The sequence below is a fragment of the Thermococcus sp. ES12 genome (assembly GCF_012027515.1).
Taxonomy (GTDB): domain Archaea; phylum Methanobacteriota_B; class Thermococci; order Thermococcales; family Thermococcaceae; genus Thermococcus; species Thermococcus barossii.
Window position 1 is genome coordinate 680,476 of record NZ_SNUP01000001.1, and the last position, 12,820, is coordinate 693,295.

Genomic DNA, 12,820 nt, shown 5'->3' on the forward strand with positions numbered 1-12,820 from the left:
AAAAGCTTAAATATTGCTTTTTTCATAGAAACAATCGAGGTGAAGTACCATGATGTGGAAAAAAGGCGTTGCATTGCTTTTTGGTTTGATGCTCGTTGCGGCCACGATGTCCTTCGGAAAGGTTTCGGCCGAGAGTACATCGGTAACAGTGATTCTGGTCAGCGACAACGAGGCCGACTGCACCCTGGCAGAATACCTGGCCAACGTTACGGGGGCTATCGTGGTAACAACGGAGTGGGGAACCTACAACCCGAACGTTACGGCGGAGATCATGAGTTACGCCCCGGACAATGTGATAATAATCGGCGGCCCCGATGCGGTGGTCAAGCAGTACGTTGATGACCTCCAAGAGCTGGGCATCACGGTCGAGCGCTGGTGGGGCAAGAACAGGTACGAGACCAACGTGGCTGTCATTGGTAACGCAACGGTTAGGCTAAAGATAAAGTTTGAAAACAGCATAATAATCGTTCCGGGTAACGACAGTGGGGCGATAAAGGAGGCCCTCAGGAGGGCCGTCAAGATCCACGGCATCATAATATTCGTCAACGAAACCACGGACCCGATCAGAGTAATGGCAAAGTTTCAGATAATGCCAAAGAACGTTACCATAATCCACAGCCACGTGATGATGAACGTTGCCGAGAAGATCATGGAAAGGATGAAGATTCACGCCAACGTCACAGAGATTAAAGTAAACGTGACCCCTGAAATGGCGCTCGAAGCCATCAACATGAGCGAGGAGAGGGTGGCAACCGCAAAAGAGATGCTCCAGAACGTGAGCTTGGACGTCAGAGAGGAAAAGCTGGTGAGCAGGATGCTGGCCCTTGCAGAGAGGGAGCTGGAGAACGCCAAGGATGCCTACGAAATGGGCAAGTATGGAAGGGCCTACGGCCAGGCAATAGCGGCGAAAGCACATGCGGAGTTCGTGATACGTGTGGCCTCCGACGAGTGGGAAGTGAAGGTGCGTTTTGAACCGACGATGAGGGCACAGATATTCGTTCACCGCATCGAGATACAACTTAACGCCATGGAACGGGCAGGAATAAACGTTACCGAGCTGAGAGAGCTTGTGGAACAACTGAAAACGGCAATCAAAAACAAGGATTACGATGCAATCGATTCCCTCATGGAGCAGATACGGCGCGAACTGCTTGAGCTGTACGCAAACGGGAGGGGCAAGTTCAGAGAGCATGTGGTGCTTCCGGTCCATGGGAGCCACTCAAGGCCGTGAGCCCACTTTGGGATTTTCCTTCCTTTTTATTGCTTAGCCCCGTTCAAACGTGCTCCGCCTTTACAGCCTTTTCCCACTTCCGAATGCCTCTTTTTACAACATCTGCAAGTGTTTATTCGAAAGCTTTTTATCCCATCCTACTAACTCATGTAAGAGTCTACTGCCCTATGGAAGGTCAAGAGTGATGTGAAATGGTCGAGAGCATCCAAGAGATAACAGTGGTTGCAGAGGCACTGAGTTCCCCCGTGAGGGTGAAAATACTCAAAATGCTCTGCGAAAAGGAGTGGTACGTCTACGAGCTCGCCAAGGCTCTCGGTATTTCCCGTCAGCTGCTCTACCTCCACCTCAAAAAGCTCGAAAAGGCAAACCTCGTCGAGAGCGAGCTCCGCCTTGAACCGAACGACCCCAGGGCAAAGAAGTACTACCGGGCAAAGCCCTTTAAGTTCGTCGTTGATAACGAGACCATAAAGAACCTTAAGGAGGTGTGATGATGCCCTACGCATCGACCCCGAGCGGGTGGATAAGTATAATCCTCGGGCTCATCCTGATAGCGATAATGGTTTTTGCCTTTTACCAGATGAACAAGACCCTTGGGGAGCTCAAACTTGAGCTCGCCCAGCTGAGGAACACGCTTGAGGAAACCAAGAGGCACACCGAGGAAGTCAAAAAGAAACTTGAGGAAGTCTGAAATGTTGCCTCCAGGTAAAATCCCTCCGGAGAAGCTCAGGGAGCTGGTTTTTAACCATCTCGGAGCCAGGGGAGAGAGGGTTATAATTGGGTCAGATCTCGGTATAGACGCCGCTGCCATCGATTTCGGTCCTTCCGTTCTTGTGGCGTCAACGGACCCGATAACTGGAGCCGAGAAGGGAATAGGCTTCTACGCCGTCCATGTCAATGCCAACGACGTTGCAACCTTCGGGGCCAGACCGAAGTGGTTTCTGGTGAGCATACTCCTCCCAGAGAGCGCCGATGAGAAAGTTCTCACCGAGATAATGCGTGAGCTCCACGAGAGCGCCATCAAGCTTGGCGTTGCCATAGTCGGCGGCCACACCGAGGTAACACCGGGACTGGAGAGGCCCATAGTAGTCGGAACGATGCTCGGTGAGGTCGAACGGGGGAAGCTCGTTACCTCGAACGGGGCCAGACCCGGAGATGCCATTATCGTCACGAAGTGGGCCGGCCTTGAGGGGACTTCAATAATAGCAAGCGAGCGCAGTGAGGAGCTGGAGAGGGTCTTCGGAAGGGAATTTGTGGAGAGGGCTAGGGCCTTCATCGAAATGATAAGCGTCGTGGAGGATGCCCTCACGGCCAACGAGGTCGGGGTTCACGCGATGCACGACCCGACGGAGGGGGGTATAGCCAACGGCCTCCACGAGATGGCCGATGCTGCCGGTCTGGGCTTCCGGGTTTACAGGGAGAGAATTCCAGTGCGCGAAGAGACGCTGGAAATATGCAGGTTCTACAACCTGAATCCGCTGGCTCTGATAAGCTCCGGGACGCTGATGATAGCGGCCCCCAAGGGACGGATTGGCGACGTCGTTGAGGCTCTGAGAAAGAAGGGCATAAACGCCTCTGTAATAGGGGAGTTCGTTGAAGACCCAAGCGTAAAGGTGATCGTCGAGAACGGGAGGGAAAAACCCCTCAAGAGGCCCGAAAGCGACGAGCTCTGGAAGGTTCTCTAAAGCTCCACGGCTATTCTCAGCCTCTCCTCTTCCTCAAGCTTTCGGAGTATCTCAAGGGCGGTCTTGGGATCGAGCCGAACCGTCCTGAGGTGTTCGTACGCCTTTCGTATCTCCTCTCGCTGATAGCCCGATGAGGCCTTTTCCATGTACAGCAGAACGGCAAGAAGAACGCCCTTGATGCTCTTTTCTGGCAAAGGCAGAAGCTTCCAGCCGTTGTCGTAAACGTAGGCGGCCCTGGGGGTTTCGTCTCCGTGGAGTTCAGCAACCGGAATCGCTGTGGAGCCCTCGCGGGAGATCAGGTACTCAACAATGGTCTTTTCAGAGTAGCCTTCCTTTTTCAAACCCTCAAAGCTCAGCTCCAGCGCCTTGAGCAGAGAGGCCAGCCTCTCGATATCCCTTATCCGTGACTTGGAGAGCAGGGAGAGCTTAAGGACGATCCTCTCAAGGGGCTCTTCCTCCATGTTGACCGCGAAAAGAACCCTGTCCCACAGGTGAGAGCCTTCCTCAAAGGCCTTGACCGCTATCCAGACGGTGCCGTTGGTGAGGATGCCATATCTAACGCCGGAGTTGAAGCAGTAACGCGCCAGCTGACGCAGTGGTTCGTCCTTTTTAAGGATGTTCACTCCCATGTTCTTTGCCTCGACGTAGGCGAAAACCTTTCCGTCAAGCATGAGTGCATAGTCGGCCCGCCCATCCTCCGTTCTGGCCTCTGGTCTGACCTCCTCCGGATTGTTCCAGTCCCAGCCGAGAGCTTGGAAGATTTCGCCGATTAGATGCTGCTTCACAGCCTCCTCGTTCTTGGTGTAGAGGCTCCTGTGAGCCCGCACCTTCCTGAGAACGTTGATCACCGCGTCCCTGAGTTCATCCATCCCCATACCCCCAGCACGTAGGTTTCTGGTCCGGGCAACCTAAAAGCTTTTGGGATTGGCAGAGTAATATCGCCCGGTGGAGAACATGTGCCGAATCCTCTTTGCGACAGGATATGGGAGGGATATCATCCCCCTTCTGGACGCGCTGGTTAAGGCGTCCGAAAACGACCCCTACAAGGAAAAGCGCGGAAGGGGGAAACAACATCGCGATGGATGGGGTTACGTGCTGCTCAAGAACGGAAACGTGAGACACTACAGGTCAATGAAGCCCGTGTTTGAAGACACGGATGCGGTTGAGTTCCTCAGGGGTGAGCTGGAGGGCTTCGTAACGCTCATGGTTCATGCCAGGGCGGCATCCCAGGGGATTAAGAGCCTGTTTAACGTTCAGCCCTTCGCGTTCTCCTCAAGGCACGGCTTCACCTTCTGGCTCATCCACAACGGCGACCTCGACAAGTCCAGAATTATACAGCTGGCGGACCTGGACGAGAACGAGCTGGAAAACGTCTCGGACACCTACGTCTTTGCGACATACCTGTGCAGAAAGCTTCAGAGCCCAACTCTGAGCAATCTACTCGTTCACTACAGAACCATTGAAGAAACCACGAAATCCCTCTACAACACGGTGACGCTCTTCTATCGCTCGACTGGGGACTTCGTGGCCTTCATCACCGCAAGGATGAGCGACGAATACATGAAGAATCCCCTCAACTACGACTACGGCAAGCTCCTTGTACTGGAGAAGGAGAACCTCTTCGCGGCCGTCTCATCAACCTTGGAGCTCTATCATCCCGCGGAATACGAGGTAGCGCCGAATGAAACCGCGTTCTTTGTGCGCATCCACGAAGATTCTTTCGAGGTCAAGAGGGTTCACCTGTGAAACGTTATATACGATGTTCCCCTATTTTTATTTTGGGTGGTGGAATGGACACGAATGCCCCCATCAAGGTCTACATGACTCGAAAGCTCATTGGAGTCGAGCCGGACGATACGATAAAGCGGGCCTGTGAGGTAATGGTGGAGTTCGACATCGGTTCTCTGGTCGTCATTGAGAACGGTGAAGTGGTTGGGTTCTTCACAAAGAGCGACATCATACGACGCGTGGTCATTCCGGGGCTACCAAACACGACCCCGGTAAAGGACATAATGAGCAGCGAGCTGATAACGGTGGACTCAAACACGCCCCTCAGAGAGGTTTTGGATCTGATGGCGAAGAAGGGCATCAAGCACATGCTGATCAGGGAAGGAAGAAGAATCGTGGGAATATTCTCCCTCAGCGACCTCCTCACGGCAAGCAGAAGAAGACTTGAGACAGCCATAGCGGCTGAGTGATGACCATGATAAGGATAGCTCACATAAGCGACACCCACATAACGGGAGAGAGTGCCTACAAGGGGTACGCCTACGACCTCATAGTCAACGAGATAAACAGGGGAGATTTTGACTTTGTCATACACACGGGCGACGTGACCAACCAGGGACTCCGTGAGGAGTACGAGAGGGCCAGCTACGAGCTGAAAAAGATTCAGAAACCCCTCGTTGTCATTCCCGGAAACCACGACGTCAGAAACGTTGGCTACACTCTCTTTGAGAGATTCATCGGGCCGTTGAACGGCGTCTTTGAGTTCAAGGACGGCGTCGTAATATGGGTTGACTCCACGATCCCGGACCTCAGCGACGGCCGCGTCGGCGGTCACAAGTTCAGGTGGCTCAAGAAAAAGCTTGAGGAGTACTCCGACAGGAAGTTCAAAATAGTGGCTGCCCATCACCACTTAGTGCCCCTCCCGGACACTGGACGGGAAAGGAACGTACTCTTCAACGCGGGCGATGTTCTGGACCTCCTCCTCAGGCACGAAGTCAACTTATACACCTGCGGACACAAGCACGTGCCCAACGTTTATCGCATCGAGGACATGGTGGTGGACAACGCGGGCTGCGCCTCCTGCAGGAAAACCCGCAAGGGCGACGTCAACAGCTACAACATTATAACGCTCCACGACGACGGCAGAATAGAGGTCACGATAAGACGGGTGACGGGTGAGGAGCTCAGAAAGGAACACCGGCCGGTGAAGCCAAAGCTCTTCATTCCCCGGGGCAAACGGCTTCTCAGAGTAGTTCAGATGAGCGAGAGCAACGTCTCGGACAGGATGTACTTCAGGCGCAAGGTCTTGGAGAACGCCCTCAGAACCATAAACGAGAAGCTTAAACCGGACATAGTTATCCACTGCGGCGATGTCGTTGACATGGGCATAGAGCGCTACTACGAGAGGGCCTACGAGTTCTATGAGAGGATAAAGACGGAGAAGCTCGTCGTTCCGGGCCACAACGACATAACCTACCTCGGCTACGACCTGTTTCTGGAATACTTCGGCGAGCCGGAGATAAAGGAACTCGGGGGCTTCACATTCATTCCGGTTATAAGCGCCCAGTACGAAACGCCGATAGGAGTCGTGGGGAGAATAGGACAGAGAAAGCTCGCCCTTCGCCTGGAGGAGTACCGTGAGAGCTTCACGGTCGTTGTAATGCACCACAACATAGTCCCCATACCAAGGAGCAGGGAGGTTGGGTTTCTGGAAGATGCCGGCGATGTTCTCCGCGTCATTACAAAACGGGAGGCGAACCTCGTTCTAACCGGACACGGCGGGAACTCCTTTGGAATCAAAGTCGAGAAAACCCCCATCATCAACGCTGGCTCTATAAGCTGGGAGCTTCACAGAAACCCGTACGGAAATACGTTCAACGTGATAGACGTCTACCGGGACATGGTGGTCGTTTTCGAGATTCAAGCGACGTGGGGCTCCGGAAGGCTCGTGGGGATATGGAAGATAAAAGCACCGTTCAGGCCTTCATCTTTGTCTCCATCCTCTCCATGAGCCTCCCCATTATGTCCTCCATTATCGCGTTGACAGTTTTCTCAAGCTCGACGTTGTTTATGACAGGTACCCTGTGTTCCCTGGCTCTTTCAACGATGAAATCCTGTATCTCCATTATCGCATCGAGGTGTTCCAGATAGTAATCGGCCGACCTCTTGCTGTAGCGCGCCCTCTCGTAGAACCTAGCCTCCAAATCCTTCCTACTGCCCACGGTTATCACGTACATGAAGCTGTTCTCCTTGAGTTCAACGTAGCCCGGAACGAGGTGAATGCCCTCAATTATCGCGTTGAACCCCTCCTTGTAGGCCCTGTCGAGAACCGCCGCTATGCCCACCGAGACGTGCTCGACCTGGTTTTTGAAGCCCTTTATCAGGGCGGACTCACTTCCCCCCTCCCGGGGTATGGCTTTCCAGGCCAGGAACGATGAGGTGTGGATGTCCGGGAGGAGCTCCGGCGCGATTATCTTCCGCATGACCTCCCTTATCGTGTCAGTCCCGATGACGCTCCGTATGCCGAGCCTGAAGGCCAGTTCGGTGGCTATCGTGGATTTTCCGACACCGGTGGCTCCTCCAAGGAGTATCGTTATGGGTATCTTAAGCCTCCTGAGCTGGCGCCAGAATAGGTAGCGCTTTGCCGCCTCGCCGAGTCCGTGCTCGATGAGCTTCCTGTAAGTTAGCTCGCGTATCTCCTCCGTCGTCACCAGTTTGCGCTTCTCTTCGTTAAGCTCCTTCTGAACCTCTGTGGCGATTATGTACGCTATGCCCACCTCAACGCCGGCGAGGGTTATTGAGCGCGTCAGGATGCCCCTCGAAAAGGGCAGGCGTATTTTTCTCTCAGGGTCCGTTACGATTATCATCTCCCTCCCTCCAGAATCGAGCGTCCCAGTCTCAACACCGCCTCCCGCAGGTCTTTGCCGTCCACGTTAACCGGCTCGTTGTCCAGGTATATCACCTCGACCCCGTTCTCCAGCGCCCACCTGGTGACGACATCAACGGCGGCCGCCTTGAGCTCGACCGCCACGGCATCTATCCCGCTGAAGGCCTCCAGATCCTTAATGAGCAGACTCCTTTTGGAGAGGTTGGCGGAGGCGCACACTATTTCCGCCCCCAGCTTTTCAAGCCGCTCTCCCGCCTTCGGAAGGGCGTCGCTGGAGGTCATGACGAGGCCAAGCCTCTTTCCCGAAACGTCCCCGAGGGGCCTTGAACGCAAGACCGTAAAATGTATGTCCGCATAGGGATTGATGGACTCTATGGCCTTTCTCAGAGCCCTGAGACGTCCCTCACTCACGGCATCCGCCATGGTAACGACTACTATGTCCGCCAGGGCTATCCTGAAGGGGCCGAAGTAGCCCCCAATGAAGTCCAGCTTCTGCCTTGCGCTGGTTATTAGTATGTAGCCATCGGCGCGGTAGGCGGGAAAGGTTGCCCCGCTGCCTTCGAGGATTATTAGGTCGTGGGGAAGGCTCTCGGCGAGCTTTATGCCCTCGTCAACCATATCAAAGAATGAAAAGCCCGCCATACCTCCACCGCAACGACGACAGCCTATGGTCGTCACGCGTGATGTGAGGGCGTCCTCGAAGTGGTCCGAGGCGGCGTGCTTTCCGCTCTCCGAAAGTCTGAGGAGAAACTCAGGAGTTATCTCGAATTTCTCCCCGTCTATCAGCTCCGGCTCGGCCGGTCCACCGCGCCCCATCGTCACTATTACCGGCCTCGCTATCTCCTTCAGGGTTCGCGCTATGAATCCGCTCACTGCAGTCTTTCCGACCCTCTTTCCCGTCCCGATTACGGCCAAGCTGGGCTTCCGCGTCCTCTTGAGCGGGCGGGGGGTGAAGTGAAAATCGGCTCCCCTGTAGGGAACACCGTAGAACATGCAGAGGGAGGCTATTCTAAAGCGATCCTCGTAGTTGATAACCGGCTCGTCGCTTAGGTCAACGACCTCCGTTATTTCATTCTCGCTCAGGGCCCTCCGGAGGGCGGATAAATAATCGTGATCGTAATATACAGGAATGCCGAGCTTGCGCTCTATCTCACCGATGCTCCCGATCTTCTCAGTCCCGCCGAGAAACACGGCACAGCAGACATCGCCCAGCTTTTCTACAGCCCAGGCGGTAACGTCTGGATAATGCTCGCCGTCAATCAGGACGAGCCTTCCCTTTCCCATGACACCACCGTTAACATCTAATCTTAGGTGGATTTAACCTTTTGCCGGATTCCAGAAGGGGCACCTTCGAATTGGGACCGAAACGCACATCGCCCAAGGAACCGTAGGAAGGGTTATAAACCCCGGAGGGGTAAAATAAGTGGCAACCGCCCCACGGCGGTGCCTGAGATGGAGGTGTTGGAAATGGCTGAGCTGATAGTTAAGTCCAAGGTTAAGGAAGCCGTCAAGGCCATAGAGCCCGAGATGAGAGTTAACCCAGAGTTCTACGAGGCCCTTGAGGCCGAGATCAAGGCTCTCATCGAGAAGGCCGTCAAGAGGGCCAAAGACGAGGGCAAGAAGACCCTCTACCCGAGGCACGTCTGATTTTTCCCTTCTTTTTCCTTGTGTTACCCCCGATGTCCTTTTATTCTCCTGCGCCTAATATCCTTGGTGGTATCATGGGGCTGAGGAAGTTAGGAGATTCGGTTTATCTCTATCCCGGTAGCCCCTCAACACTGGTGAGGGTATCCGATGGGAAGGCCGTTCTCGTTGACCCGGGCCACGGGAGCGGAAGGCATAAGGACCTCAGGAGGGAGGTCAGAAAGCTTGGGCTTGAGATATATGCCCAGCTCGCAACGCACGGACACGCGGATCACATTGCCGTCGCGCCGAAGATTGACGCGCCGCTCTTCATGCACCGCTTTGAATTCTCCATCGCCGAGAGCCCGCTCAACAGGGAGCTTCTCACCTTCGGCTCGAAGGCACCGGAGGGGTTCCTCGTCTTCCAGTTTCCTGAGGAGGTTAAGGTTCACGCCGTCTTCGAGTGGGGCGACGAACCCTTTGGTTTGAGAGCCATCAAGCTGAACGGCCATTCGCCGGGGATGACGGGCTTTCTGGACGAGGAAAACGGGCTCATCTACGCAGGGGATGCGTTCTTCGGGGAGAGGGTGATAGAGGCCGTGGGATTGCCGTATCTGGTCGATCCAGAACTCTTTAAAGCTTCAATTAAAGAATTACAGAATTATGCAGAGAAGGGCTTTCTGCTGATCCCCTCCCACGGGAAGGCGGTGGAGGGTGAGGAAGCGCTTGAACTCCTCAGCTTCAACATGAAGCGCGTTGAAGAAGTCGAGGGGCTGATCCTGGAGCTCCCCAAAGAGCCGATGAGTCTCGATGAACTTGCCTTCAGGATAATGGTGCACTACGGGGCCGAGCCAACGCCCCAGAAGCTCGCCCTGAACCTCGTTCCGCTCAGGGCATTTATAGCGACGCTCTACAACGAGGGGAAAGTCGAGGCGAGGGTTGAGAGAGGTCTCAAGTGGGTGAGAAAGGATTGAAACCTGTCAGGAACTTCCAGAGGGGAACCACCCTAACGGCAATTCCATCAATCAGCGTCTCATCTTCCTCTTCCCATGTAACCACCAGCCCGTTCCTGGCCCCCAGACTCTTCGCGACCCTGGTGAGGCTCTTAACCTCTCTGTCAAAGGTTCCTTCAAGGGTAAAGGTCACCTGGATAGGGAGTAAGCGCCCGTTGACCCTGAGGATGAAGTCCACCTCACCCTTCTCGTCCCGCCAGTAGAAGAGCTCCCCCTGCGTTTGAGCTCTTTAACTCTCATAGAATCTCCCCTATGCAGAGGTGACCTTAAACTTTGTTGTTACTAACCAATAAGTTTCTGAAAATTTTGGGGTTGGTAACCACAAATCTATTCCTCGTCCGGGTAGCACAGGTAGCGGTAGGGGCAGAAGCGACAAGCGTAGGAGTATTCGCCCCTCGGGGGCTTTCCCTTTTCGTAGGCCCTCTTGACGGAGTAGAAGTGCCTCAGCGTCTCGCGGAAGAGCTTACCGTCGTAGGGCACCTCAAAGGCCCTGAAGTTCGGTCCCCTGACTATCGGGAAGCGCGAGAAGTCTATTTTGTTTATAACCTTCATGGGCTCCTCGTGGAGCTTGATGTAGTAGAGGTACCCGTACTCCGCCTCGGCCCAGCGGAGGTACACGTTGAGCTGCGCCAGATGGTAGTCGTAGGGACTCCGCGGAAGGCTCGTCTTCCCCTTGATTTCAATGGGAAAGTCCCTTATGGCATCAACCCGGCCGTGTATCTCGAAGCCGAGCCTGTTCGAGCGCAGAACCATTCGCTTCTCAAGCTCAAATCCAAAGCGTTTCTGTAGAATCTCACCGAGGACGTTGTGGGTGTTTACCCCCTGGTTGAGCCTCACCTTAACGAACTCCGGCCATCTCTCGGGGTAACCCTTCAGCCGGAAGTATATTCGCCTGGGGCAGGTTAATGCCTCGCTGGCGTAAAACTCTATGAGTTCCTCACCCTCATCGTGACCGTTGTTGCTCATGGTGTTCCCTCCAGTGACGGGACGGGTCATCGGCCCGCGAACCTCTCCGCCCCTGCGTCAGCTAATACCGACGTCATCACCCATCAGACTGGGCAAGGGTCGTCATCCGCTTGGAGAGTTAAGACTGCCCCACCATTTAAAGGTTTGGGGAAGAATCCGGGGAAAGTTGAAGGAGGGGAAATCAAAGTATCGTGCCCTTCTTCCTCTTGAGCGAGTAGCTGAGGCCGTACGCGGGCCAGAGGCTCGGTGGCTGCTCGTAGTGATGTAGATTGCGGAGTATCTTCTCCGCGGTCTTCCTGTTCCGGGCCTTCACCCTCAGAACCCCGTCCTCAAGCTCAACCGTTCCATCCGAGAGTCTGATGGTGAGCTTCGAGCCGTTCACCTCGGGGCGGGCTTTCATCAAAAGCTGCCTGTAGTCCTCGTATGCCTCCCGACTCAGTTTCTGCTCAAGAAGGGCGGGTTTTTCACGTGACTTAAACAGACGGGAAAACCAACTACTTGAGGGCTCATCATCCATACTCCTCATCGACCTCCGGAGGATTTCTCGCTCTAAATTCGGCCTTCAGGTTTTTAAGGCTTTCTCCTCGCTTTTTGCCGAAATGACGGGAGAAGACTTTTTAAGGTTTCCGGGTCGAGTAAGGCCGATGGGAAAGACGCAACTGATAAAGCCGCGCATCCGGGAGATACTGTCCCGCGAACTCCCCGGGGAGTTAATCCAGATGCTCCCGAAGCACTGGGTTAGGATAGGCGACGTTCTAATCCTCCCCCTACGGCCGGAGCTCGAACCCCATAAACACCGGATAGCCGAGGTCTACGCTCAAGTTCTCGGCGTTAAAACAGTCCTCAGAAAGGGCAGAATAGGCGGCGAGTTCAGAGAGACAAACTATGAGCTCCTCTACGGAAACGACGCGATAACGGTCCACGTCGAGAACGGGATTAAATACAAGCTCGATGTGGCAAGGATAATGTTCTCGCCCGCAAACGTGAAGGAGCGCGTGAGGATGGCAAAGGTCGCAAAGCCCGGCGAGCTGGTCGTGGACATGTTCGCCGGAATCGGCCACCTCAGCCTCCCGATGGCTGTCCACGGAAAAGCCAGGGTAATTGCCATAGAGAAGAGCCCGTACACCTTCCGCTTTCTGGTTGAGAACATCGAGCTCAACAGGGTTCAGGACAGGATGACTGCCTACAACATCGACAACCGCGATTTTCCGGGGGAGGACATAGCCGACAGGGTTCTCATGGGCTATGTGGTGAAAACCCACGAGTTCATACCGAAGGCACTCAGCATAGCCAAGGACGAGGCGATAATTCACTACCACAACACCGTGCCGGAAAGGCTAATGCCCAGGGAACCCTTTGAGACGTTCAGAAGGATTGCAAGGGAACACGGTTATGAGGTGGAAAAGCTCAACGAGCTGGTTATAAAGCGCTACGCTCCTGGAGTGTGGCACGTTGTCGTCGATGTGAGGGTCTTCAAAAAATGAGCTATTCTCCCATCCCGCCCCAGAGAGGCTCCCAGTCGTCGCAGACGAAGTTCATGTGGACTGTCTTCATGCGCCTCCTGCATATTCCGTGGGTGGGAATGCAGGAATCTATCGGCCCGAACCAGCGGCAGTTCTTGCATGCCTTGAATTGCTCATCCATTCAGTTCACCGATGGAAGTTTCCGCACCACCACATAAACCTTTGGG

17 protein-coding genes are annotated in these 12,820 nt (G+C 54.5%); 10 read left to right on the forward strand and 7 right to left on the reverse strand.

The window, feature by feature from the left end:
* Positions 1–49: 49 nt before the first annotated feature.
* The 4 genes from E3E37_RS03810 to E3E37_RS03825 all read left to right on the forward strand — a co-directional run bounded on the left by E3E37_RS03810 (position 50) and on the right by E3E37_RS03825 (position 2,913).
* Positions 50–1,231 carry a hypothetical protein gene (locus E3E37_RS03810; RefSeq protein ID WP_167714952.1) on the forward strand — a complete coding sequence of 394 codons (1,182 nt, stop codon included), beginning with the start codon at positions 50–52 and terminating at the stop codon, positions 1,229–1,231.
* Positions 1,232–1,422: 191 nt separating this feature from the next.
* Complete coding sequence (locus tag E3E37_RS03815) at positions 1,423–1,719, forward strand: winged helix-turn-helix domain-containing protein (RefSeq protein WP_088864672.1); 297 nt, start codon at positions 1,423–1,425, stop codon at positions 1,717–1,719.
* Between the two features lie 2 nt (positions 1,720–1,721).
* Positions 1,722–1,919, forward strand: coding sequence for a hypothetical protein (locus tag E3E37_RS03820; protein ID WP_055429438.1), 198 nt, complete (start codon positions 1,722–1,724; stop codon positions 1,917–1,919).
* A 1-nt stretch (position 1,920) separates the two neighbouring features.
* Positions 1,921–2,913 (forward strand): AIR synthase family protein, encoded by a 993-nt coding sequence (locus tag E3E37_RS03825; protein ID WP_167714954.1) that lies wholly within the window; start codon positions 1,921–1,923, stop codon positions 2,911–2,913.
* Here the strand turns inward: E3E37_RS03825 and E3E37_RS03830 are convergent.
* Entirely contained in the window at positions 2,910–3,782 is an 873-nt protein-coding gene (locus tag E3E37_RS03830) for a type I restriction endonuclease (protein WP_167714955.1), read from the reverse strand. The genes E3E37_RS03825 and E3E37_RS03830 overlap by 4 nt on opposite strands.
* Before the next feature lie 85 nt (positions 3,783–3,867).
* Between E3E37_RS03830 and E3E37_RS03835 the strand changes: the two genes are divergently transcribed.
* From E3E37_RS03835 to E3E37_RS03845, 3 genes are read left to right on the forward strand one after another with little or no spacing between them, the layout of a single operon-like run.
* Positions 3,868–4,659, forward strand: a complete 792-nt coding sequence (locus E3E37_RS03835) for a class II glutamine amidotransferase (RefSeq protein ID WP_167714957.1) — start codon at positions 3,868–3,870, stop codon at positions 4,657–4,659.
* A gap of 44 nt (positions 4,660–4,703) precedes the next feature.
* Positions 4,704–5,111, forward strand: coding sequence for a cyclic nucleotide-binding/CBS domain-containing protein (locus E3E37_RS03840; protein ID WP_088864676.1), 408 nt, complete (start codon positions 4,704–4,706; stop codon positions 5,109–5,111).
* A gap of 5 nt (positions 5,112–5,116) precedes the next feature.
* Positions 5,117–6,652: a metallophosphoesterase gene (locus E3E37_RS03845; protein WP_206204027.1), complete on the forward strand. Its 1,536-nt coding sequence runs from the start codon at positions 5,117–5,119 to the stop codon at positions 6,650–6,652.
* Here the strand turns inward: E3E37_RS03845 and E3E37_RS03850 are convergent.
* The gene (locus E3E37_RS03850; protein ID WP_088864677.1) at positions 6,618–7,508 is read right to left on the reverse strand and encodes a 2-phosphoglycerate kinase; all 891 of its coding nucleotides are present in this window, start codon (positions 7,506–7,508) and stop codon (positions 6,618–6,620) included. The genes E3E37_RS03845 and E3E37_RS03850 overlap by 35 nt on opposite strands.
* Complete coding sequence (locus tag E3E37_RS03855) at positions 7,505–8,812, reverse strand: 2,3-diphosphoglycerate synthetase (protein WP_167714959.1); 1,308 nt, start codon at positions 8,810–8,812, stop codon at positions 7,505–7,507. The genes E3E37_RS03850 and E3E37_RS03855 overlap by 4 nt, the downstream gene beginning before the upstream one ends.
* A 183-nt stretch (positions 8,813–8,995) precedes the next feature.
* Between E3E37_RS03855 and E3E37_RS03860 the strand changes: the two genes are divergently transcribed.
* Entirely contained in the window at positions 8,996–9,175 is a 180-nt protein-coding gene (locus E3E37_RS03860) for a hypothetical protein (protein WP_055429436.1), read from the forward strand.
* Positions 9,176–9,249: 74 nt separating this feature from the next.
* Entirely contained in the window at positions 9,250–10,125 is an 876-nt protein-coding gene (locus tag E3E37_RS03865; RefSeq protein WP_167714961.1) for an MBL fold metallo-hydrolase, read from the forward strand.
* On the opposite strand, the gene E3E37_RS03870 is transcribed toward E3E37_RS03865, so the two are convergent.
* The 3 genes from E3E37_RS03870 to E3E37_RS03880 all read right to left on the reverse strand — a co-directional run bounded on the left by E3E37_RS03870 (position 10,103) and on the right by E3E37_RS03880 (position 11,647).
* Positions 10,103–10,342 carry an ATP-binding protein gene (locus E3E37_RS03870; protein ID WP_167714963.1) on the reverse strand — a complete coding sequence of 80 codons (240 nt, stop codon included), beginning with the start codon at positions 10,340–10,342 and terminating at the stop codon, positions 10,103–10,105. The genes E3E37_RS03865 and E3E37_RS03870 overlap by 23 nt on opposite strands.
* Before the next feature lie 149 nt (positions 10,343–10,491).
* On the reverse strand, positions 10,492–11,130 hold the full coding sequence (gene cas4 / locus E3E37_RS03875) for a CRISPR-associated protein Cas4 (RefSeq protein WP_167715404.1): 639 nt from the start codon (positions 11,128–11,130) through the stop codon (positions 10,492–10,494).
* A gap of 181 nt (positions 11,131–11,311) precedes the next feature.
* Positions 11,312–11,647: a hypothetical protein gene (locus tag E3E37_RS03880; RefSeq protein WP_088865771.1), complete on the reverse strand. Its 336-nt coding sequence runs from the start codon at positions 11,645–11,647 to the stop codon at positions 11,312–11,314.
* A gap of 127 nt (positions 11,648–11,774) precedes the next feature.
* Here E3E37_RS03880 and E3E37_RS03885 point away from each other — a divergent pair, with 127 nt between their 5' ends.
* Positions 11,775–12,614 (forward strand): class I SAM-dependent methyltransferase family protein, encoded by an 840-nt coding sequence (locus tag E3E37_RS03885; protein ID WP_167714965.1) that lies wholly within the window; start codon positions 11,775–11,777, stop codon positions 12,612–12,614.
* Between the two features lies 1 nt (position 12,615).
* Here E3E37_RS03885 and E3E37_RS03890 read toward each other — a convergent pair whose 3' ends face one another.
* Entirely contained in the window at positions 12,616–12,774 is a 159-nt protein-coding gene (locus E3E37_RS03890; protein ID WP_167714967.1) for a hypothetical protein, read from the reverse strand.
* Between the last annotated feature and the right edge of the window lie 46 nt (positions 12,775–12,820).

Bases quoted from the DNA above. Each gene is read 5' to 3' on its own strand.
- E3E37_RS03835 (WP_167714957.1), top strand. From the start codon at position 3,868: ATGTGCCGAATCCTCTTTGCGACAGGATATGGGAGGGATATCATCCCC.
- E3E37_RS03825 (WP_167714954.1), top strand. From the start codon at position 1,921: ATGTTGCCTCCAGGTAAAATCCCTCCGGAGAAGCTCAGGGAGCTGGTT.
- cas4 (WP_167715404.1), bottom strand. From the start codon at position 11,130: ATGAGCAACAACGGTCACGATGAGGGTGAGGAACTCATAGAGTTTTAC.
- E3E37_RS03865 (WP_167714961.1), top strand. From the start codon at position 9,250: ATGGGGCTGAGGAAGTTAGGAGATTCGGTTTATCTCTATCCCGGTAGC.
- E3E37_RS03845 (WP_206204027.1), top strand. From the start codon at position 5,117: ATGATAAGGATAGCTCACATAAGCGACACCCACATAACGGGAGAGAGT.
- E3E37_RS03885 (WP_167714965.1), top strand. From the start codon at position 11,775: ATGGGAAAGACGCAACTGATAAAGCCGCGCATCCGGGAGATACTGTCC.
- E3E37_RS03815 (WP_088864672.1), top strand. From the start codon at position 1,423: ATGGTCGAGAGCATCCAAGAGATAACAGTGGTTGCAGAGGCACTGAGT.
- E3E37_RS03850 (WP_088864677.1), bottom strand. From the start codon at position 7,508: ATGATAATCGTAACGGACCCTGAGAGAAAAATACGCCTGCCCTTTTCG.
- E3E37_RS03880 (WP_088865771.1), bottom strand. From the start codon at position 11,647: ATGGATGATGAGCCCTCAAGTAGTTGGTTTTCCCGTCTGTTTAAGTCA.
- E3E37_RS03855 (WP_167714959.1), bottom strand. From the start codon at position 8,812: ATGGGAAAGGGAAGGCTCGTCCTGATTGACGGCGAGCATTATCCAGAC.
- E3E37_RS03830 (WP_167714955.1), bottom strand. From the start codon at position 3,782: ATGGATGAACTCAGGGACGCGGTGATCAACGTTCTCAGGAAGGTGCGG.
- E3E37_RS03860 (WP_055429436.1), top strand. From the start codon at position 8,996: ATGGCTGAGCTGATAGTTAAGTCCAAGGTTAAGGAAGCCGTCAAGGCC.
- E3E37_RS03820 (WP_055429438.1), top strand. From the start codon at position 1,722: ATGCCCTACGCATCGACCCCGAGCGGGTGGATAAGTATAATCCTCGGG.
- E3E37_RS03890 (WP_167714967.1), bottom strand. From the start codon at position 12,774: ATGGATGAGCAATTCAAGGCATGCAAGAACTGCCGCTGGTTCGGGCCG.
- E3E37_RS03840 (WP_088864676.1), top strand. From the start codon at position 4,704: ATGGACACGAATGCCCCCATCAAGGTCTACATGACTCGAAAGCTCATT.
- E3E37_RS03810 (WP_167714952.1), top strand. From the start codon at position 50: ATGATGTGGAAAAAAGGCGTTGCATTGCTTTTTGGTTTGATGCTCGTT.